The organism is Yersinia canariae (assembly GCF_009831415.1).
GTDB lineage: Bacteria > Pseudomonadota > Gammaproteobacteria > Enterobacterales > Enterobacteriaceae > Yersinia > Yersinia canariae.
On record NZ_CP043727.1, the window covers coordinates 3,968,238 to 3,990,626 of the forward strand.

Sequence of the window (22,389 nt, forward strand, 5' to 3'; positions counted from 1 at the left end):
GCATTAATGGGAAGCAAACAGCTTATGCACCGGATGCGCGCCAGTAAAAAGCGCATGTGCGGTCTGCTGTTGGTTGCCTGCTGGTTTTTCCTGAATACACAACTGGCGATTGCGGGTCATCAGTGTGATATCGCCCCCGCCGCCGCGCCGGTTTTTAGCCAGCATCAAGGGCATTTGCAGTCAGATTCGATGCAACAAATGTTGCCGACAATGCAAATGTCCCATGGCCAGTCGCAAGACTCCCTGTGTGAAAAACACTGTATTCCAGATTCAGTTCAGTCTGATAGCGGGATGCTGGTGTTGGCAGCCTTGCCGACTCACACTGAATTAGTGTTGGCGGATGTACAACATGCGCCCAGAGTTCATCGCCTCGACTGGCATATGCCACCTATTGTCGGGCCACCCACCGAAATCGCATTTTGCCGATTTAGAGAATAGATCCAGACAGATTTAACCACATTATTCACGCGGTCTTCGCGTGCTGTGCTTATTTTATGTTTTGGAGCTATTCCTATGAGTACCTTATTTAACGCCATCGCCACCTCTTCCAGCGCCTTACTTTGTGCTGTCGTTTTATTCTCGGCCCCGCTGTTGGCCGCCACCCCGCCAATGACAGAAAACATGCCGATGTCCCATGACCATGGGGCAATGATGGCTGAAACCGCAGCGACGCAAACTGATGTCTATCACTCTCGCGGGCAAATAAAAGCCTGGAATGCCAACAGTGTCTCCATCGCCCACAGCGCGATTCCAGCCCTGAACTGGCCGCCAATGACCATGACATTCAGTCTGCCGGATAACATCGTGCCAGCCCCACTTCCCATTGGCGCGCAAGTGACATTCAGCTTCAGCCAGACTGAACAGGGCTATCAGCTCACCGCCATTTCAGCGCAACAGCCGTAAGGCGGGAGCCATCATGAGCCACTTAGTAAATCACCGACAATCGGTGCGGCCCTCGGCTGCACTGCGCTTAGGGTTGACCCACCTGCTGATGGCGGCTGCGTTCAGTCTGCCAACCATCAGCTATGCAGCGGACATAACGCTGGAACAAGCGCTGGTTTCCGCTGAGCGCTATTCCGCCGAGCTGTCCGCTAATCAGCATCAAGTTAATGCACTAGAAAACATGGCCAGTTCTGCTACCCAACTGCCTGATCCTAAATTGAAATTTGGTATTGAAAACCTGCCTGTCGGGGGCAACAATGCTCGCCGCTTTACCCGCGAGGGCATGACCATGCAGCGGATCGGCATCATGCAGGATTATGTCAGCAGTGATAAACGGCAAAGAAAGGCCGACACCCTCAGTGCCGAAGCCCGTAAAACCGCGGCGGGTAGCGAAACCATCCGCACCCGGTTACAAAAAGAAACCGCACAAGCCTGGCTGGATTTGGCGCTCACCGAGCAAGCGGTGAGTGATGCCAAAGTCTTGGTGCAAGAAAGCGAAAAACAGGTGTCACTGCAACGAGCCGGAGTTGCCAGCGGTGGCGCGTTACCCAGCAGTGTGTTAGATGCGCGCCTGACACTAGCGGCGATGCAAGATAGGTTAACCACCGCACAACGTGATGTCGCTTTGGCGCAAACCCAGCTAACACAATTGACCGGCATCGACGTTCAACATGTCAATGGACCGCTGCCAAAATTTGCCCACCTGCCCGCTGATATCAAGGTACTGCGAGATGCTATCAACCAGCATCCCGAAATTTTACTCGCCAGTCGTGAGGCTGAAGTCGCCAAAGCGCGCTCTGCGCAATCTGCTATTGCTGCCACTCCCGATGTGGGTATTGAAGTTTATTATGCCAAACGCGCGCAAGAGTATGAGGACATGGCCGGTGTCATGGTCACAGTCGATCTGCCGCTGTTCCGCTCGCAACGTCAGGACAAAGATTATGCTGCCGACGTCTCGCGCTCCATGGAAGCCAATGATCAGCTCACATTACTGACCCGTGACCATCGGGCGCAGCTCGATACGCTGCTGGCGCAATATCAGGCCACACAACAGTTATGGCAGCGGCAGGCCAATGACGTTTTACCGCTGCAAAAACAACGTGTTGATTTGATGATGGCGCAGTATCAAGCCAATAAAAGTGATTTGAGCAGTGTACTGGAAGCCCGGCGTGCTCTGCTCGATAGCCAGCTTAATACCAGCAATGCCGCCAGAGAATTAGCCCGAACTTGGGCTGCTATCCGTTATCTGACCCCGCAGGAGAGCATGCGATGAAAAAGCTATTTAGCCTGACTTTGGTGGCCGTCGCCGTTATCAGTGGTCTTGGTGGTTATCTGCTCGGCAAACCGGCATCACATTCAACTGACACTCTCGCCGCAAACTCTGCCGCTACAGTAGAAAACAGCCGTAAAGTGCTCTATTGGTATGATCCGATGTCCCCCGGCCAGCGCTTCGATAAACCTGGAAAATCACCGTTTATGGATATGGAACTGGTGCCACGCTATGCCGGTGAAACCGTAGAAGACGAAGGGGTGACTATCAGTGCCCGTCAACAGCAAAATCTGGGGGTTCGCACCGCCCCTGCAGAAATGCGAATACTCGATTATCGCCTTACCGGCTACGGTACTGTGGCGACAGATGAGCGCAGTGTACAAGTGATTGCGGCTCGGGCGAATGGCATCATCGAGCAATTATATGTACGAGCTAATCAGCAACCCGTCACAAAAAATCAGCCATTGGCGCAGTTATGGGTGCCTGATTGGAGTGCCGCCCAGCAAGAATATCTGGCTATTCGCACATTGGGTGACAGTGCATTAACCGTAGCGGCCCGCCAACGGCTACAACTGCAATTCATGCCGGAAGAGGTTATCCGCAGCGTAGAAAAAAGCGGGCAGCCGCAAACTCGGGTAACTCTGCGCTCCCCGGCCAGTGGCTATGTCAATAAACTGGATATCCGCGCCGGTTCGCAAGTCAGTGCGACCCAATCCCTGTTCGAGTTAGCCAGCCTCGATCCGGTGTGGATCGTGGTGGATTACCCACAGTCACAAGCCAGTTTAGTCACTATCGGCAATGAAATTGCGGCTACCACTGCCAGTTGGCCGGGTGAAACTTTCCACGGCAAAGTCAGCGAGTTGTTGCCCAATATGGATCTCGCGACTCGTACATTAAAAGCACGTATCACCGTGGAAAACCCACAGCAAAAACTAAAACCGGGTATGTACTTGAATGTGCAATCGACACAAACAGCAACCCGTGAGCCAGTTCTGGTCATTCCGCAGGAGGCCTTATTAATGTCGGGCAGCCGCAACACCGTATTGCTGGCCGAAGGTGATGGTCACTTTAAGCCAGTGGAAGTCAGTGCCGGACAGGCTCAGGACGGTTGGGTAGAAATCAAATCCGGGTTGAACAATGGCCAGCGGGTGGTGACCTCCGGGCAATTCCTGATTGATTCGGAGGCCAGTTTGCAAAGTGCCTTGCCGCAGATGGATGACATCCCGGAAACCTCAGAGCCGACGGCGGATAATACTGCACAAGCACCGGCCGATATCTACTCGGTGCGCGGGGAAGTCAACGCGATTAATGACGCAACCATCACCTTGTCACATGGCCCTATTGCCGCCTTGAAATGGGGGCCGATGACCATGGATTTCCTGCTGCCACCGGGCAAGTTATCCCCTGAGATCCATGTCGGGAGTCAGGTTAACTTCACCTTTACGTTGAATGAACAAGGCGCACAGATCCGCCAGATCCTGCCGGTAAAAACCAATAACACCACGGATATCCATGGGAGCCACTTATGATTGCCGCCATTATCCGCTGGTCGCTACGTAACCGGCTGTTAGTACTGCTGGGCGCAGTGATGATGGCCGCCTGGGGGATTTGGTCCCTGCAACAAACCCCACTGGATGCACTACCTGACTTGTCAGACACGCAAGTGATCATTCGCGTCAGTTATCCTGGCAAAGCGCCACAAGTGGTTGAAGATCAAGTGACTTATCCGCTGACGACCACCATGTTATCAGTGCCTGGGGCCAAAACTGTGCGCGGCTTTTCCATGTTTGGCGACGCCTATGTGTATGTATTGTTTGATGATGGAACCGACCCTTACTGGGCGCGCTCACGGGTATTGGAGTATCTCAGCCAAGTGCAATCCACCCTACCCGCCGAGGCCAAAGCGGCCTTGGGCCCGGATGCTACCGGTGTTGGCTGGATCTATGAATATGCTTTAATCGATAGAAGCGGCAAACACAGTTTGGCTGATTTACGCGCATTGCAAGATTGGACACTGAAGTTTGAGCTGAAAACTGTGCCCAACGTGTCAGAAGTCGCCAGTGTCGGCGGCATGGTGCGCCAGTATCAGGTGGTTCTTGACCCAGAAAGGATGCGGGCGCTGAATCTTTCACATCAGCAAATTGCCAGCGCCATTACTGACAGCAATCAGGAAGGCGGAGGCTCAGTGCTGGAAATGGGGGCCGCCGAATATATGGTGCGGGCCAGCGGCTACCTGAAAACACCAGATGATTTCAGGAATATTGTGATTACCGCCCGTGATGGTATTCCCATTTTACTGTCCGATGTCGCCACCGTGCGCATGGGGCCAGAAATGCGGCGCGGCGTGGCGGAATTAAATGGCGAAGGGGAAGTGGCTGGCGGCATCATCGTGATGCGTTATGGCAAAAATGCGCTGGAAACCATCAATGGCGTGAAAGAAAAACTACAACAGATTCAGCGCAGCTTGCCCGCAGGGGTAGAAATTGTGCCAGTTTATGACCGCTCGCACCTGATTACTCAGGCCATCGACAGCTTGTCATTTAAGCTGCTGGAGGAGTTTTTAGTTGTCGCGGTTATCTGCTCCCTATTTCTGTTCCACTTCCGCTCGGCGCTGGTAGCCATTATCACTTTGCCACTGGGGATCCTCGGTGCTTTTATTGTCATGCATTATCAGGGGGTTAATGCCAATATTATGTCGCTGGGCGGTATTGCTATTGCCATTGGTGCCATGGTGGATGCGGCCATCGTGATGATCGAGAACATGCATAAAGTATTGGAACAATGGCGGCGGGATCACCCCGGCCAAACGCCCGTTAGCCAAGATTACTGGCGTATTTCTGAACAGGCGGCAATTGAAGTCGGCCCTGCGCTCTTTTGCAGTTTATTGATTATTACGTTGTCATTTATTCCGGTCTTTACCTTACAAGCACAAGAGGGGCGAATGTTTTCGCCGCTGGCCTTTACCAAAACCTATGCCATGGCGGTTTCTGCCGGCTTAGCAATCACCTTGGTACCGGTGTTAATGGGCTATTTTATTCGTGGAAAAATTCCTGACGAAAATGCCAATCCAATTAACCGTTGGCTCATTGCTTTGTATCAACCGGTGTTAACCGCCGTGCTGGCGCGGCCAAAAACCACACTGGCTATTGCCGGCATGTTATTGCTGATCACATTATATCCGCTGAGCCGCTTAGGCAGCGAGTTTATGCCCGCCCTGGATGAAGGCGATTTGCTGTATATGCCCTCGACGCTACCGGGGATTTCCGTGCGTGAAGCCAGCCATTTACTGCAACAAACTGATCGCCTGATCAAAACGGTGCCGGAAGTGGATACCGTCTTTGGTAAAGCCGGACGCGCGGAAACAGCAACGGATCCCGCACCGCTCACCATGATCGAAACCACCATTCGTTTTAAACCCAAAGATCAATGGCGGCCCGGCATGACCATGGACAAATTGATTGAGGAACTCGATGCCACTGTTAACGTCCCCGGAATTGCCAATCTGTGGGTGCCGCCAATCCGCAATCGGCTGGACATGTTGTCTACCGGGATAAAAAGCCCTGTCGGAATCAAAGTAAACGGCAAAAATGTGCAGCAGATCGAGCAAGTGGCACAGCAAATTGAGCAAGTGGTACGCAAAGTACCGGGTGTCACTTCGGCTTTGTCCGAACGGCTGGCGGGTGGCCGCTATGTCGATATTGATATCGACCGCAAGCGCGCCGCTCGCTATGGCGTTTCGGTCAAAGAGCTGCAATCACTGGTAGAAACCGTGATCGGCGGGCAAAATATTGGCGAAACCATTGAAGGGCGCGAGCGCTACCCAATCAATCTGCGTTATCCCCGGGAAATCCGTGATTCGCTGCAAAAATTACGTGATTTGCCGGTCATCACCGCCAGCGGTGGGCAAGTGGCATTATCCGAACTGGCAGATATCAAAGTGGCCGAAGGCCCGCCCATGCTGAAAAGTGAAAATGCGCGCTTATCCGACTGGGTTTATGTCGATCTGCGCGGGCGAGATTTGAAATCAGCGGTCACTGATATGCAACAGGCCGTCGCCCAACAAGTGAAACTGCCGGAGGGCGTCTCTCTCAGTTGGTCTGGGCAGTTTGAATATCTGGAGCGGGCGACCGCGAAACTGAAAATTGTTCTGCCAGTCACTCTCACTATTATTTTCGTGCTGCTGTATGTGACGTTCAGTAGTGTCCGTGATGCCGCCTTGATTATGGCGACACTGCCTTTCGCGCTAATTGGCGGGGTCTGGTTGCTCTATGGTTTGGGCTATAACTTTTCCGTTGCTGCTGCTGTTGGCTTTATCGCACTGGCAGGAGTTGCGGCAGAATTCGGCGTGATCATGGTGCTGTATCTGAATCAAGCGCTGAAAAAACATCAGCAACCCGGTATTACTATGACAGCCAGTGAGATGAGTGCCGCCATTCATGAAGGGGCCGTGCTGCGGGTTCGACCAAAAGCCATGACAGTAGCGACAATTATGGCTGGGCTACTGCCCATTATGTGGGGAGGCGGTACCGGTTCAGAAGTTATGCAACGTATTGCCGCCCCGATGATCGGCGGGATGGTGAGCGCACCATTGCTTTCGATGCTAGTTATTCCGGCGGTGTATATGTTGCTGCATAAAAAAGACAGCAAACAGGAGTAAAATCTTAGTCAGCATCACCAAAGCCCTGGGTTTAACTTTGCAGAACTCAGGGCTTTCTTATTGATACCTCATAACTCCTCAACCCACGGCTCATTGGCAATTGGGAAAACAGATCCATGGTCATAACGGCCTCACTTTACCTCCAGCTATGAGGTAACTAAGACCAATATAGTTTACTCATCTCCCCGAATTAACTTATTGCTATTTCACCCTCTATCTACTTTTCACCATTTTATAAGGAGGGGGAAATATTATATTTAATATATTAAAGTTAAAAAACATTAATGTTCATCAAAAACATAGAAGAATGGTACAAAAACCATAATTAAATGACAAAGACAAAATAATAAACAAATAAGAAATGATGATAAATAATAATAGCAAATAGCATGTTCAGGCTAAATACCTGCTTGTTAAGTTCAATTGCATCATGCGAGAATACGCCGCGTAGTTATTTAAAGAAATTTATGAAGAAATAAACATAGGAAAATAGCGCATTTATAATTCTTACAGCGGCCATTACATGGCATTACTACACTTGCAATACACACAACATCAAAGAAAAATACTTACTCGAGTAAATCTGATTTGCCCAAGATAAGATAAAACCTTAAAGCACTCAAAAATATATACACACCTTATACAGGATAGGTAGCCGCCAATATGGAGACAAATGAGATTGTGTTTAAATTAGAAGGAACGGTGCTATTTTCTCCCACACAACGTTGTTTAAATGGCCCTGATGGCTCAGTGGTAATATTGACTGAAAACAACCTGAGATTCTTACAGTTATTGCTTAATGGAGTAACTGAAAAAGAGCAAATTATCAATCAAGTATGGAAAGAGCAACGCGGAGCTGTCAGTGAAAGCAGTTATTATGGGCAACTCTATATGCTGCGTAAGGCATTTATTCAGGTTGGGCTGAAAGAATCTCTTATTCATACTATTCCTCGCAAAGGAGTCCGTTATACTGGCTCAGTAAGCCAAATAGCAGTATGCGAAGATCCCCAAGAAGAGAAAAATAATGATGATAATGAGCAGATAACAGCGCTCCCTGATACCTCCCAGACAACCACACTCTCATTGCCGGTCAACAGTATCACTCCACGAGTTCTTCCAATACCGAGTCAACAAAGCTTTCTGCAAAGCAATGGGTGGAGAAAGTTAATTTCTTTGCTCGCTTTTTTCTCTTTCTGTTGGCTCTCATTTCTCTCAGTCTTAGTCATTATTATCTTATTCGGTGGGGAGGGACTAAACCCTTAACATTCCCACTAAAATGAATGTAATTTAAAAAGGTTAAATGATGGCAACAAAAAGGATTTCCCATCCGATACAACGTTTAATAGCTACCACTACGAACGAGGCGAATATAAAAAATATCAATTCGGATGGTAGCGATATACCGACTAAATACTTAATTTGAAATATCGGGAAGAATCCCAACACTTTTGAAAAGGAAAATAAATTATGATGAACTTAATCACTAAAGCTTACGTAACAGCACAAGTTAATGCACAAACGTTTATGAAAGATAATCGCGGTACGGTTATCGAATACGTTATGATTATTGCTGTAGCAGCCACCTTACTGGCCTTAGTGAAAACGCCATTGAAAGACATAGTAGAAACAACCATGACAAACATACAAGCAATGGTTAAATAAATATAAACTTCCCTCATCTGCATGGTAGCTTAATGCTGCCATGCTCAATCTTATATATAAGGGTGATGTATTGGATATCCTGTACGCATTGTTAAACACATTGTTAGTATTACAACTGCTATACGTTTGCTACAGTGATATCCGTTATCGAACTATCAGCAATAAGTTCATTATTACTATCGCGCTCAATACCGTGACATTGGGTTTTACAACAAATCACGGAATTAACATGATTATTCCTCTCAGTGCATTACTGATTGGTTATAGTATATTTTATTTCAACCTTATTGGTGGAGGTGATGTCAAATTAATCACCGTACTGTTATTTTCACTGACGACCTCACAGTCACTGGATTTTATTCTCTATACTGCAATGATGGGGGGCGTAGTGATGATAATAGGTATAATGATTAATCGGAAAGATATTCAACAGCGAGGCGTTCCTTATGCTGTTGCAATTTCCGCTGGATTTTTCTTGTCACTTATCATCTAAAATAGCAAGTTTATCATTTATAAAAAAAGATAAAGGATATTATCATGAACCGTAAGTTTATTTTATTTCTTTCGTTTTTAATTGTCGCCGTTGGCATCACGGGAATTTTAGTTAACATTGATAATGATAGTAATGAAAAAGCATCCTATGATTTGCTCGAATTGAACAACGAGAAAGAAATAAATATAGCACTAGCACAGTCAACCCGTAACCTTCCTTCAGGAACAATATTAAGAGGGAATGATTACGCCATAAAGAAACTCTTGGTTAAAGAATCAAGTGAATTGGTAAAAAGCAACATATCAAGCAGTACTAATATTAATAACTATTTATTGAAAGAAAATGTTCTCGCCAACTCCTATCTTACAAAAGATATGTTAGTTTCGCCTGCTAGTGATAATTTCAATCATCTTATCTTAAAGAAAGGTGATGTTATCTACAAATTTAATTTAAAAAAGCAAGATGAGTATCTGCTCGATTCATTAAATGTTGGTGGTAGGGTTTCCTTTCAATTGATAACTCTTGAAGCAGACAATAGAAAGGGAATGGAGAATGGCACGACGATCAATAAAAAAGGCATAAACAACAGACAAAAACAGAATTACTCACTCTATAAAATCATCCAAAATATGGAAATAGTAAGAATAAAAAAATACTCAGAAAGCGAATTATTAGAAGTAAATGGTAAAAATAAAAAGACTGAAGAGGCGCTAACGGGTTATATAGAAGTTATCATCAATATGCGGGATCTTGATTTAATCTACTTGGCAGAAGCATCAGGTGACATCATCCTAACTCCCACCATCGGCGGTGAAGATAATAAATCAAAACATCTACATGACACATTACCTGAGTTACGGACAATAAGAGAGTTAAGAGGATGAGAACAGCTAAATTAAGATATTTAAATCAAAACATACTGTTTCTCCTATGTGTGATTATAACATGCCAAATAGCAGTAAACAGAGCAAATGCCAAACCCACTTACTTATCTACTGGTGAATCCTCTATTATTAAAACACAAGAGGAAATAGATACAGTTTTTGTTTCTGTGGCAGCTATTGCTGACTATGAACTAGTAGGAAAAAATAGCATTATTGTGTATGCAAAACAGGAAGGAACAGCAGAGTTTATTCTGTTCAATCAGAACCATCAACCCATAAATAAACTAGTAGTATTAGTCAATAATACTATTACCTCGGCACATAAAAGGATACAGCTTGAATACCCTGAAAGCGACATAGAGATTAATAAGGTAGGAGATAGCTATATTCTGACAGGAACAGTAGAGACCGAAGAGGCAAAAGATACTATTGTCAGTATCATTGGCGAAGCTACCGGAAGTAAAAAAACAATAGATATTCACAACAAAAAAGAAATCGATGGTAATAATCAGTATTTTAATACCTCAGAGTACTCGGGGATAATAAATAGAATAAAGCTACCAGGTTCAAACCAAGTAAATGTAAAACTCACTATTGCCGAAGTAACAAAAGACTTTAGCGAAAATATTGGTGTAGACTGGAGCACTATAGGGAATATTTCAGGTTCATTTCAATTTTTAAAATTAGATGGTTTGAGAAAATTTAATGCAAATGATATTAGCGCATTAGTCCATGCTATTAATGATAATTCTATCGCTCGGGTTTTAGCTGAACCTAACCTCTCCGTATTATCTGGGGAGAGTGCTACATTTTTAGTTGGCGGGGAAATACCCATTGTTAATACCGCACAAAATAGCACAGTAATTACTTATAAAGAATTTGGCATAAAACTAAACATCGGAGCCAAAGTCAATGAGAAAAAACGGATCCGAATTAAGCTGGATGAAGAAGTGAGCAGTATAGATAAAGTATTTAGTATCGATGGAGGAAATTCGTATCCTTCATTCAGGACACGAAAAGCGGCAACAACCTTAGAACTAGGTGATGGTGAAAGCTTTATTCTTGGCGGGCTTATCAGTAGCTCAGAAAGAGAATCACTGAAAAAAATTCCATTGATTGGTGATATCCCTATATTAGGCGCTTTCTTTCGCAATGCAGAGACACGGAAAAAACAAACTGAATTAGTGGTCGTCGCAACCGTGAATTTAGTGAGACCCATTTCAGAGAAAGAAGTAGAGCTACCCAATTTCATGCATACCTCAGCACTTGAGCGTTTTTTTAATTTTACTCATATCATAGAAATAAAAAGAGAGAAGATGGCTAAAGAATTCCTACGCAAAGGAGGATTTATCAAATGAAATTATTAATAATAGGCAGCATTGTATTATTTTTAAACTTAGCTCATGCAGGACCAACAATTATCCCTATGGATAATGGCCGTGCATCAGTATTAGTAGGGGAGAACGAAAAAATGACAAAAAACATCAACTTATGCGAAGATAACAGATTGAAAACGCGATACAAACCTTGTAAATATAACGTTAATGATTATCGCATCACTAAAAATAGTGAAGTGGGTTGTGCATATAAGACCAATAGAAAAAACTCTAGCACTAATGGTGAGTTATGCAATTAATTCTCAATAAGGAACTCATCAATAGAAAAGACAGTAAAATAAAAAAAAATATTGTGATTATGTCTACACGAAAATGGGTAATAGAGGAGATATCAGAAAAAATACGTCTGGCTGATATGAACGATATTAAAGAAATGGATAAAGATATTTTTAATATTTCGGATATAAATATCCCAGAACAAACTGTCGGGTTTATTATTGATATCGGTCATAATGAAAACATTGACAAAACATTAAGTTTAATAAAAAGTAATACTCCACGAGACTGCTGGTGTGTATTAGTCGGTGATATAGACTCAATCAGTGTCGCCCAAAAATTTACTGAGCATGGGGTATTATACTTAAACTTACAATCACAGTCAGTTGAGTTAACACAACACTTGCTAAAAGGCATTCCCATTGAAGCAGAAAGGAAAGCTTTTTTTATCAGTATACTAGGATGTAAAGGAGGGATTGGTACCACACTACTTAGCTATCATTTTTCTTGTGAAGTAACTCAAATAAAAAAATCGCCCACTTTATTACTACAAGGCAATCAAGGATCTCAAGATCTTGATCTTGTCACAGAGAAAAAAATGACATCAGAGGTAAATGAATGTCATAAAAATATAGATATCATGTTGTGTAAAGAGAATGAGTTAAGTGATATTAATACTCAGATAGGTAGAAAGCACAATTACATTGTATTCGACCAGCCTATCCATAGTTTATCAAAAGAAAAATTAACGAGATATATTGAACAATCAGATTGCATCATTATATTACTCGACAATAGCATGACCTCAGTTCGTGTTGCTAAAGAATTTATTGATATTTATGACCGTTTTAAACGAGATAACAAACAAGCCACCCGATTAATCATTTGTTTGAATGAAAGTCGGCCTATAACAAAGAATATGTTAGATACCGCTGATGTACAAACTTTATTAGGTCGTAAGATTGATACGCAAATACCTTATATATTTAAAACAAAAGAATCATTAATTGATCAAGACTATTTTGGCAGAAATAAAATAAAAATAAAAAATTTAGCAAAAAACACATTGGGTATAAATACTCACTTCCACAATAATGGAAAGTCATGGATAAACAAGATAACAACATCACTAAAACTAAAGGAAAGGTAAACAGTGAAGGTACCATTGAGCACGCAAGAATTAATTAGAGAGAGAATGCTGGCCAATATTGACATAGATAAGATTGAACATCTGGTTGATGATTATAGCAAGCTAAGCGAATTACTTTCACAAACTCTTGATGATTTATTTAATAAAAATGATTATAAATTAACCACCCAAGATCAGAAGAAAATGATTACCATGATTGCGGACGAAATTACTGGATTTGGCCCATTAAGAGAACTGATGGAAGACGACTCTATTAGTGACATTATGGTTAACGGCCCAGAAAAAATATTTATTGAACGCTATGGAAAGATAACCTTAACCTCTCGCCGTTTTATTAATAATGCTCAATTGACTGATATGGCCAAACGTTTGATGCAACGTGCCAATCGGCGTATTGATGAAAGTCGTCCACTGGCGGATGCGCGTTTAATTGATGGTAGTCGCATCAATGTGGCAATAAGTCCTATTACATTAGACGGAACTGTACTTTCCATTCGAAAATTTAGTAACAATAAACGAAAATTGGAAGACTTAGTCGATATGGGTACCATGAGTAGCGCTATGGCTAATTTTCTCATTATTGCTGCCAGTTGCCGGGTTAATATTATTATCTCTGGTGGAACAGGATCAGGGAAGACAACATTACTTAATGCTCTCTCAATGTATATATCTGAAAATGAGAGGGTAATTACCTTAGAAGATGCAGCTGAACTCAATCTTGAACAGCCACATGTAGTGCGAATGGAAACACGACTTGCCGGGCTGGAAAATACCGGGCAGATCACGATGCGAGACTTAGTCATTAACTCACTGCGTATGCGCCCTGATCGGATTATTATTGGAGAGTGCCGAGGCGAAGAAACTTTTGAAATGCTTCAGGCAATGAACACGGGCCACAATGGTTCGATGTCAACACTGCATGCTAATTCCCCTCGAGATGCAGTTGCCAGGCTCGAAAGTATGATTATGATGGGACCCGTTAATATGCCTATATTAACTATTCGCCGTAATATAGCCTCGGCAATCAACCTTATTGTCCAGGTTTCGCGGATGAATGACGGCTCACGAAAAATATGTCAAATCAGTGAAATTATGGGGATGGAAGGCGATAATGTTGTCTTACAAGATATTTTTTCATTTAAACCTATTAAAGAGCGGGAGCGAGAAGGGAAAATTCAAGGGAGTTTCATCAATTATGGTTTACTGAGCCGTTCATCTGTAAGGATAAATGCCGATATCTATAACTTATCTAATGAATTAAATGGCATTTTTTCTTTGGTGGAAAAATGATTTACTACATAATATTAATATTAGGTTTGGTTTTATTGGTATTAAATAATATCAAATGGTTAAAAATAAAAAGATCCATTATAAAAACAAAAAAAACAAAACAAAACAAAGGATCTTTTTTAATTGTATTATCTAAAAATATATTTAGAGAGTGGTTTGATTATTTGCTTGGTATTTTTAAAGAAAAAAACACTCTACATATATCAATGCCGGTTATATACTCAGCATGTATTTATACAATAAATCACTTTTGGTTTAATTTTAATCCTGCTATTATTTTATTTTTTATCATGATAAGTGTTGTATATTTTCAATTGAGGTTGTCAAGAAAAAGGTATTACACCCTTTTCAAGCAATATTTTCCTGAGGCCCTATTAATGATTAACATGGCCGCAAGTAGCGGTGCAAGTATTAATCAAGTATTAGAACGTTGTGGCCAAGAAATTAGTGGCCCATTAGGGAATGAGTTTAGCCTTATTTGCCGTCGATTGAATGTGGGAGAATCTCCTGAGTCAGTTTTTTATGACTCCTATCAGCGTTTCAATTATCCAGAATTCTATTTTCTTATCACTATTCTTTTACTTAATCTACAGCAAGGTGGGCAGTTAAGAGAACTCACGAGCCGCTTATCGGAAGTTATAAACAAAAATAAAACTACCGAACAGAAAAAAGCAGTGATGACAGCACAGGTGCGGATGTCTGTGAATATCATATCCATAATGCCTATAGTTTTTTCTCTTTTGCTCTACTTTCTTGACCCTGCAACCATAGAGACCATGTGGGAGAATCCCATCGGAAAAATGATATATTATTATATTAGTACCAGCGAGGTAATTGGAATCATAGTAATAAGAAAAATGCTAGGTAAAGCCACATGAAAATATCACTATTTATTGCTATAATAGCACTTGGGTTTATTATTTTTTTCAAAAATAATAATAAAAGAAATAGCATATCGAATTATAACAAAATAAATAACATTGAAAATGATAAAATAAAAAGTAAAAGCAATGAAAAAGAAAACAAAAAAGACATTTACCACATTATAAAGCTACCGTTTATTTTACATAATATAGCTTATTTCAAGTTGATAATAGCTACTACCATTCTGGTGATAACAGCTTTATTATCTGTGTTTGGTTTATTCTCAATAAATATGATAAATATACTTATAGTGGGAATGTTTATTCTTATAATGATATTATACCTCCCGAAATTGATCGTGAAAAATATTGTAGCCAGAAGGACCAAATTATTACTAAAGTCACTCCCATTCTTTATTGATATAACGGCTGCCTGTGTTCAATCTGGGATGACAATAGATAACTCACTGAGTTACTCGGCCAAAAAATTTGAGTTAATCAATGCCGACTTAAGTTTAATTATACTCAAAATGACTCGGCGAGCCGAAATTAATGGCTTAGAGAGTGCAATTAAAGAGTTTTATCAGTCTTCTACACAGTTAGAAATACGAATGTTCTGCGGTGCGCTTCAATATAGCATCAGTTTCGGAGCCACTGTTTATGAGCAATTGATTAAGTTATCAAAGGATATGAGAGAAATGCAGTTCCTCGTTACAGAAGAGAAAATAAGTAAATTAACAGCAAAAATGACCATTCCATTATTTTTATTTATTCTTATTCCATTTATTGTATTAGTTATATCCCCTAGTGTTCTGGAGTTGCTTGCATATGAATAAAAAATTTATCATCGTGATAGGAGTGTTACTTTTCACTTTAGTTTTAAGCGGTTGCTCTAATAATAATAGTCTAAGCAATAAAGAATTTTATTATCGAGAGAGTATTCTGCTCAAAGCCAATAATCATACAGGCTTAATTTCTTTATATCGCGATAGATTGAAATTAAAAGAGGATGATTCAATCCGGCTAAAACTGGCAAATGCTTACTATCTTACTGGTGATATTAAGTCCTCTTTATATTATTTGCATCCAATATCCCATAAGGAGAATGTTTCAGTTTACATGTTACAAGCTAAGAATCTTATCGGTAGCAATGATAATGCGGGAGCCAGGATTGTAATCAATAAGTTATTAGCTATTTCACCTAATAATGCAGAAGCACATAACTTAAACGGCATTATTTTAGCTAATGATGGGGAAATTAAGAAAGCCGAGACGGCCATTGAACGATCACGAGCTTTGTTCATATCTGATGAAATAGCAATGAATAATCTCGCAGTTGTAGCAATACTTGATGATCGTTATGCCGATGCAGTAAAAATATTACTCCCTGACTATCTGGCGGGTAAGAGAGGAAAGTTAATGCTACACAATTTAGTGTTCTCATTAGTTAAACTTGATGATAGACAATATGCAAAAAAGATAATATCAGCTGAAAAAATGGCTAAAGATCCTGATGAGTTAATCCTTGCACTCAGTCAAGTGAGCAGTCCCTATCAAGACAAATTCGCGGGTAAGGCTCAATAATGAGTGCCATAATATTGCGTTTTTTTCACTCTAATCGGGGTTCTATTACTGTTGATTTTTCACTCATAATTATTTTATTTCTATCCATGCTGCTTTTTAGTGCCGAGATTGCTCGCGTACTTTATATTTCTGCCAGTTTGGATTTAGCCGTTTCCGAAGCAGCAAAGTCAGCCAAGAATAAAGAGCGGAGTGACAATACTAGCTATACATCGATCCTACAGCAGAAATTAATTTCTCATCAAGGTATTTTAGGCTCCTTTATTACAGAGGATAATTTGCTTAGTTCAAACGTAGTTTTTAGTCGTCATATTTCGGATGCTATTGAAAATAATATATCGGATGACAATACATACCCTCTAGCCACGTATAGTATTAATTATTTATACCGCCCAGTTTTATTTCCTATTCCATCGCTATGGGCCAGTAATTTATTATCCCGAGAGGTTATTTTTGTCCAAGAAAATTAATCAAAAAAATATAGTTATAGATATACAAGGTGTAATTATTGTTGAATTTGTTTTTGTCTTTTTTATCACTGCTTTTTTTATAAAGATATTGTTATCAGTAACAGAATACTATTCAACCATTGGAAAGTTAGACCGAATATCATACTCATTAGTTGGGATCGTGCGAGAAAGAACACGGCTTTACAATGATAATAATGAGTTAACACAAATTCAAGTTAATCAAATAAAACAGTTAGCAGATAGTATGTTGGTAAACTCGCGCTCTACAGAGACAGATCTTGCAATAAAGATAGAAACAATACACTTCGATCATACAGAGTCGTCTGCAATAGAAGATAGGCATATTGATAATACGAAAAGTTTTTCATTCAATACTGGAGTGTATGAACCGAAGAAGCCGCTCAGTGAGTTAACCCAATTATCATCATTTAGTCATGCCGGGAGATGGATTCCTCTTTATCAAGTGACCTTATGTTTACCAGCGACTCCTTGGTATAGCGCTCTATTTAACCGAGAGGGAAATATTACTCCAATAAAATCATCTTCTATCGCCATTGAACGCTAATTAATAAATGGTATGGGTACATGCAATCTGGAAGTAAGGCTATTTATGCTGAAAGCAAATGCTCTTTTTAAAAAGAAATTTAAACTCGTCTCTTTTATCAAAAATGAAAGTGGCGCTATATTACTGTCATTTATTATTTTACTGCCTATTCTTATTGGACTAATTCTTTTATCTCTTGAATTATCTTTCCTTATACAAAAAAAAGCCAAACTCTCTGATGCTATTGAACAAGCTACATTAGCGCTAACAGTTGGAAACCATGATATTCCTGATGCCATTCAGGCGCAGAAAAACAATGATCTTGTTTCTTATTATGCTAAAGCATACTTGCCTTCAGAAAAGTTCTCTACTCCAATAATAGAAATCAATAATAATCTGAGCCACCTTGAATATGATGTGAATATTACCATGAATTACCCAGCATATTTTTTTAAAAATACAATTATCACTCGTGCAAACAATAATATTATTGCCACTGATAGTGGTTCTGCTAAAAAGCATCTTGCGAAACGTTCCGAACCTACGGATATTGTTTTTGTTGTTGACTATTCCGGTTCAATGGAGGACTCCTTTGAGCATTCAAAGAGCACTGAAAGTAAAATAGATGTATTGAGAAAAATATTTATAAACTTGAATGATAAAATAAAAAATAATAATGATATAAACATCCTTGGATTTGTCCCATTTTCTTGGGGAAGTAAAATCATAGAGGGAGATAAAACATTTTGTCACTATCCATTTGTTCCTAAAAAATATCGGTCTAATGGTGATTATCTTCGCCAATACACTGCGTCTGGATTAAATAAATTCCAAGGTTTAGAAAACCTGAAAAATATATTAGATATTGAATATGGAGAATTAAGCCAGGAAGAAGAAGATATTAAAGCGGTTACTGATGCAATAAAGGAAAATATCGTTGATGACAAACAACTTTCTGAGGCTATTAAATTTTTATATTCTGCAACTTCTATTAATCGATTATTAAGCATATTTGAAATTATTGCTGATAATATTGATTACGATAAGACAATTAAATCAATTACACAAAAAACCGAAACAATTAACATTCCTATGTCAGATGTTCTTAACAATGGCCTTTGCTTAAGAAATATAAACACTCATATTATTGATAGGAGTAATATGAATAATTCAATACTATTAGATGCTTTAAATTTTGATGTGAATGGTGGAACTCTAATAAGTTCCGGGATACTCGCTGGAAATAATATTTTCAAGCAAGTGAATAATGAACACGAAAAAATAATGATTATTCTTTCTGATGGTGATGATAGTAACCATATTCATTCTGATCTTCCTGATAGCTATGAAAATAAAAACTATTTTAATATTACTAAAAAACTTATTGAGAAAGGAATGTGTGACAGAATTAGGGAAAATAATATTAGAATGGTATTTATTGGGATTGGATATATTCCGAGAGAAGATCTCGATTGGAAAGAATGTGTTGGGGAAGGTAATTTCTATTTAGCGCATAATGCCTATGAATTAGCACAGGATCTTGAGCAAGTGCTGATAGCCGATGCTGAAGTTGGCCGTAATACCCCGAAAAAATAATAACAGGCGCGGCAATATTCACCGCGCCTGTTATTGATTATTTTGCGACGCCGGCTTCCATACCGACTAACCCGACCTTGAGATAACCTGACTTGCGCAATGCATCCATCACGCTCATCAAGGTTTCATAATCCACCACTTTATCCGCCTGGAAGAAAATGGTGGTTTCTTTGTTAGATTGGGTCACTTTATCCAGTGCTGCCGCCATTGTATCGCGATCCACTTGCTGATCACCGACATACAACTGATTATCAGCTTTCACTGTCAGAAAGACCGGCTTCTCTGGCCGTGGCTGTGGTACTGCTGAAGATGCAGGTAAGTCCACTTTGATATCAACTGTTGCCAATGGTGCTGCAACCATAAAGATAATCAACAATACCAGCATGACATCAATGAAAGGTGTCACGTTAATCTCGTGCAATTCACCACTTTCATCAAGGTTATCGTTCATCCGCATGGCCATAAATCACCCCGCACGCAATTGGTGAGGCTGCTTAGGTGACTTTGCTTCCGCGCTGCTGCTCAAATCAAGATCACGGCTCAGCAGTAATAATACCTGCGCTGCGACATCCCCTACCTGAGCACGGTAAGAACCAATCAAGCGAGCGAAAATATTATAAATAACGACCGCAGGGATCGCGGCAACCAAGCCCAGTGCGGTGGCGAGCAGTGCTTCAGCAATACCTGGAGCAACAACAGCCAGATTAGTCGTCTGTGAATGGGCAATGCCGATAAAGCTGTTCATGATGCCCCAAACAGTACCAAACAGCCCGACAAACGGTGAAATCGCACCAATTGTTGCCAGGAACCCATTGCCTTTGCCCATTTGGCGGCTGATTGCTGCCACTCGGCGCTCCAGACGAAAAGCTGTGCGTTCTTTAATGCCGTTGTTATCATTCGATTCTGCCGATAGCAGGCGCTCATTTTGCGCCTCACGCAACAATAGACCGCTGATACTCTCTGGTGAAAAGGCCTCTGCCCGTTCAGACGCGGTATCAAGATCCGTTACCGCACCAATAACTTCGTGCTCTTGCTGTAAACGGCGACGGGCGCGGAATAACTCGGTCCCTTTGGAGAACAAAATGGTCCAGGTGACAATGGATGCCAACACCAAACCAATCATTACCCCTTTAACCACTACGTCGGCGTGTTGATACATGCCCCAAACAGAGAGGTCCATCGCCAGCCCTTGCGGCGCAGGTGCGGTTAGTGGCTGAACCATAGGTGCCGATGTTGCAGGTGCAACAGCTTCTGCATTGGCCGATGTTGCTGCTACAGGTGTAATTTCCGGTGCAGGTAATGGCGTTGATGTTGCAGTTGTTGGTGTAGCAACAGATGCCGCGACTGCGCTGCTGTTGCCTGGCGCGGCGAATGCATGGCCGGCTAAACCTACCACCAGCAATAATGCCATCGCGCCTTTCATCATTCGGCCTTGCACGAATGATTTATCTTTAATCTCTTTGCCAGCTGTTTTCACGCTGTGCCTCCACCCAATATGCATATCAATTTAAGGACGAAATCAGCTGCCGATCATATCAAACAAATCGGGGATTGATAGTAATTATCATTAGTATTTACGCCGATTTTTTGAGAAAAAATAAGAATTGCCCTGATATCAGGGACTACACGGCTTGATATGCGAATACGATTTCTTGGCTGTACCGATTGGCTGACACTTCATGTAAAGATAAAAATGATTAATCACCTGGCGAAAAATGACTAAAACTAAGACATCTGTTTACGCTAACTCCTTAATAAATCCCCTATTCCGGTACTTATACAGCATTTTTCCATTGCAAATCCGCAGAAAACAGCGAGTCACCCTCTTTAGTTTTTTTCATGGTGAAAGCTGCTCTCACATGACAATCATCATGCTAACGTAAGGAATAAATACATCCCGATAATGAATGCTGACCATGGAATAATGGGCATGCTGATAAGAAGGTGATAACAAGATCATGTCTGCAAATAAACCAACCACAGAAAAATTAGAAACAACCTTAGTTAGCGCTGGCAGAAGTAAGAAATTCACCCAAGGCTCGGTCAACGCCGTTATTCAGCGGGCATCTTCTGTCGTTTTCGACTCAGTGAAAGCCAAAAAACATGCCACCATTAATCGCGGCAATGGCGAACTATTTTATGGCCGCAGGGGCACGTTAACCCACTTTTCTTTACAAGAAGCAATGACCGAGCTGGAAGGTGGCGCGGGTTGTGTGCTCTATCCTTGTGGTGCCGCCGCTATTAGTAACGCCATTTTGTCTTTTGTTTCAGCTGGCGACCATGTGCTGATGACCGGTTCTGCCTATGAACCCGCGCAAAGTTTTTGCGAAAAAATATTATCGCGCATGAATATTGCCACCACTTATTTTGATCCGATGATAGGCACCGAAATAGCCTCATTGATCACCCCGGAAACCAAAGTGGTTTTCCTGGAGTCGCCGGGTTCTATCACTATGGAAGTGCAGGATATTCCGGCCATAGTCAAAGCCATCCGCGCGGTATCTCCTGAAATGATTATCATGATGGATAATACTTGGGCGGCTGGTGTGCTGTTTAAAGCATTGGATTTTGATATTGATATCTCTATCCAGTCAGGTACTAAATATATTATTGGTCATTCCGATGCCATGCTGGGCATTGCGGTTGCCAACGCCCGGTGTTGGGAACAACTGCGCGAAGACTCTTATCTGATGGGGCAAATGGTGGATGCCGATACCGCCTATCTTGCCAGCCGAGGTTTGCGCACGCTAAGTGTGCGTTTGAAGCAGCATGAAAAGAACAGTATCGAAATCGCGAACTGGCTAGCCCAGCGCCCGGAAGTTGCCACGGTCTATCACCCTGCTCTGCCTGGCTGTAAAGGGCATGAATTCTATAAGCGCGATTTCATCGGCTGCAATGGTTTGTTCTCTTTTGAATTAAAAGAAGAATTAACTCAACAGCAGTTAGAGGCCTATCTCGACCACTTTACTCACTTCAGCATGGCATTCTCTTGGGGCGGGTTTGAGTCCTTGATTCTGGGCTATCAACCCAAAGATATCCGAGCAATCCGCAAATATGAAGGTGCTGGAATCAAAGGGACACTGTTCCGTTTGCATATTGGCCTGGAAAATGTACAGGATTTGCAGGACGATTTGGTGGCTGGGTTTGAGCGCATCAAAGCAGCGCAATAGTCGATTTCAGTACGCAGGAATTGCTGATGCGCGGTGCCAATACCCGCGCATTAATCCTCTCTTACACAAATAGTATCAACAGCAGGTATATATCCTCTCAAAAATTCAGTTATTGAGGATAAGATCAATGTGGATCACTGCCATTACGGATACACTAGATAGAACCTCACAACAATATCCTCACATGATAGGCAAACAGGAACA

Annotated in this window: 22 protein-coding genes; 20 read left to right on the forward strand and 2 right to left on the reverse strand. The window is 41.8% G+C overall.

Annotation, left to right across the window (positions count from 1 at the left end; all coding sequences use genetic code 11):
• The first annotated feature begins 24 nt into the window (after positions 1 to 24).
• From F0T03_RS18215 to F0T03_RS18305, 19 genes are all read left to right on the forward strand, one after another.
• Entirely contained in the window at positions 25 to 438 is a 414-nt protein-coding gene (locus tag F0T03_RS18215; protein ID WP_145555070.1) for a hypothetical protein, read from the forward strand.
• 75 nt (positions 439 to 513) lie between these two features.
• The gene (locus F0T03_RS18220; protein ID WP_145555057.1) at positions 514 to 903 is read left to right on the forward strand and encodes a copper-binding protein; all 390 of its coding nucleotides are present in this window, start codon (positions 514 to 516) and stop codon (positions 901 to 903) included.
• Between the two features lie 13 nt (positions 904 to 916).
• A complete protein-coding gene (locus F0T03_RS18225; RefSeq protein WP_159679934.1) occupies positions 917 to 2,215 on the forward strand; it encodes a TolC family protein in 1,299 nt (432 codons plus the stop codon).
• Positions 2,212 to 3,741 (forward strand): efflux RND transporter periplasmic adaptor subunit, encoded by a 1,530-nt coding sequence (locus tag F0T03_RS18230; RefSeq protein WP_159679936.1) that lies wholly within the window; start codon positions 2,212 to 2,214, stop codon positions 3,739 to 3,741. Before F0T03_RS18225 ends, F0T03_RS18230 begins: the two co-directional genes overlap by 4 nt.
• Positions 3,738 to 6,869, forward strand: coding sequence for an efflux RND transporter permease subunit (locus F0T03_RS18235; protein ID WP_159679938.1), 3,132 nt, complete (start codon positions 3,738 to 3,740; stop codon positions 6,867 to 6,869). Before F0T03_RS18230 ends, F0T03_RS18235 begins: the two co-directional genes overlap by 4 nt.
• Positions 6,870 to 7,532: 663 nt before the next feature.
• On the forward strand, positions 7,533 to 8,132 hold the full coding sequence (locus tag F0T03_RS18240) for a winged helix-turn-helix domain-containing protein (RefSeq protein ID WP_145555053.1): 600 nt from the start codon (positions 7,533 to 7,535) through the stop codon (positions 8,130 to 8,132).
• A 204-nt stretch (positions 8,133 to 8,336) separates the two neighbouring features.
• On the forward strand, positions 8,337 to 8,531 hold the full coding sequence (locus F0T03_RS18245) for a hypothetical protein (RefSeq protein WP_145555052.1): 195 nt from the start codon (positions 8,337 to 8,339) through the stop codon (positions 8,529 to 8,531).
• 40 nt (positions 8,532 to 8,571) lie between these two features.
• A complete protein-coding gene (locus F0T03_RS18250) occupies positions 8,572 to 9,024 on the forward strand; it encodes an A24 family peptidase (RefSeq protein WP_162526980.1) in 453 nt (150 codons plus the stop codon).
• A 44-nt stretch (positions 9,025 to 9,068) separates the two neighbouring features.
• Entirely contained in the window at positions 9,069 to 9,908 is an 840-nt protein-coding gene (locus F0T03_RS18255) for a tight adherance operon protein (protein WP_145555050.1), read from the forward strand.
• Positions 9,905 to 11,266 (forward strand): type II and III secretion system protein family protein, encoded by a 1,362-nt coding sequence (locus tag F0T03_RS18260; protein WP_159679942.1) that lies wholly within the window; start codon positions 9,905 to 9,907, stop codon positions 11,264 to 11,266. Before F0T03_RS18255 ends, F0T03_RS18260 begins: the two co-directional genes overlap by 4 nt.
• Positions 11,263 to 11,544: a hypothetical protein gene (locus F0T03_RS18265; RefSeq protein WP_145555048.1), complete on the forward strand. Its 282-nt coding sequence runs from the start codon at positions 11,263 to 11,265 to the stop codon at positions 11,542 to 11,544. The genes F0T03_RS18260 and F0T03_RS18265 overlap by 4 nt, the downstream gene beginning before the upstream one ends.
• Entirely contained in the window at positions 11,535 to 12,671 is a 1,137-nt protein-coding gene (locus F0T03_RS18270; RefSeq protein WP_159679944.1) for a CpaE/TadZ family protein, read from the forward strand. Before F0T03_RS18265 ends, F0T03_RS18270 begins: the two co-directional genes overlap by 10 nt.
• Before the next feature lie 3 nt (positions 12,672 to 12,674).
• Complete coding sequence (locus tag F0T03_RS18275; RefSeq protein ID WP_162526981.1) at positions 12,675 to 13,961, forward strand: TadA family conjugal transfer-associated ATPase; 1,287 nt, start codon at positions 12,675 to 12,677, stop codon at positions 13,959 to 13,961.
• Positions 13,958 to 14,839 carry a type II secretion system F family protein gene (locus tag F0T03_RS18280; protein ID WP_162526982.1) on the forward strand — a complete coding sequence of 294 codons (882 nt, stop codon included), beginning with the start codon at positions 13,958 to 13,960 and terminating at the stop codon, positions 14,837 to 14,839. The genes F0T03_RS18275 and F0T03_RS18280 overlap by 4 nt, the downstream gene beginning before the upstream one ends.
• The gene (locus F0T03_RS18285) at positions 14,836 to 15,660 is read left to right on the forward strand and encodes a type II secretion system F family protein (RefSeq protein WP_159679948.1); all 825 of its coding nucleotides are present in this window, start codon (positions 14,836 to 14,838) and stop codon (positions 15,658 to 15,660) included. The genes F0T03_RS18280 and F0T03_RS18285 overlap by 4 nt, the downstream gene beginning before the upstream one ends.
• Positions 15,653 to 16,408, forward strand: a complete 756-nt coding sequence (locus F0T03_RS18290) for a tetratricopeptide repeat protein (protein WP_162526983.1) — start codon at positions 15,653 to 15,655, stop codon at positions 16,406 to 16,408. Before F0T03_RS18285 ends, F0T03_RS18290 begins: the two co-directional genes overlap by 8 nt.
• The gene (locus tag F0T03_RS18295; protein ID WP_145562313.1) at positions 16,408 to 16,875 is read left to right on the forward strand and encodes a TadE/TadG family type IV pilus assembly protein; all 468 of its coding nucleotides are present in this window, start codon (positions 16,408 to 16,410) and stop codon (positions 16,873 to 16,875) included. The genes F0T03_RS18290 and F0T03_RS18295 overlap by 1 nt, the downstream gene beginning before the upstream one ends.
• Entirely contained in the window at positions 16,859 to 17,440 is a 582-nt protein-coding gene (gene tadF / locus F0T03_RS18300) for a tight adherence pilus pseudopilin TadF (protein WP_159679950.1), read from the forward strand. Before F0T03_RS18295 ends, tadF begins: the two co-directional genes overlap by 17 nt.
• Positions 17,441 to 17,485: 45 nt before the next feature.
• Entirely contained in the window at positions 17,486 to 19,015 is a 1,530-nt protein-coding gene (locus F0T03_RS18305) for a vWA domain-containing protein (RefSeq protein WP_159679952.1), read from the forward strand.
• Between the two features lie 37 nt (positions 19,016 to 19,052).
• On the opposite strand, the gene exbD is transcribed toward F0T03_RS18305, so the two are convergent.
• Both exbD and exbB read right to left on the reverse strand, forming a co-directional pair.
• Positions 19,053 to 19,478, reverse strand: coding sequence for a TonB system transport protein ExbD (gene exbD, locus F0T03_RS18310; RefSeq protein ID WP_159679954.1), 426 nt, complete (start codon positions 19,476 to 19,478; stop codon positions 19,053 to 19,055).
• A 3-nt stretch (positions 19,479 to 19,481) separates the two neighbouring features.
• Entirely contained in the window at positions 19,482 to 20,492 is a 1,011-nt protein-coding gene (exbB, locus tag F0T03_RS18315; protein ID WP_162526984.1) for a tol-pal system-associated acyl-CoA thioesterase, read from the reverse strand.
• A 481-nt stretch (positions 20,493 to 20,973) separates the two neighbouring features.
• Between exbB and metC the strand changes: the two genes are divergently transcribed.
• Entirely contained in the window at positions 20,974 to 22,185 is a 1,212-nt protein-coding gene (gene metC / locus F0T03_RS18320; RefSeq protein WP_159679958.1) for a cystathionine beta-lyase, read from the forward strand.
• The last annotated feature ends 204 nt before the right edge of the window (positions 22,186 to 22,389 follow it).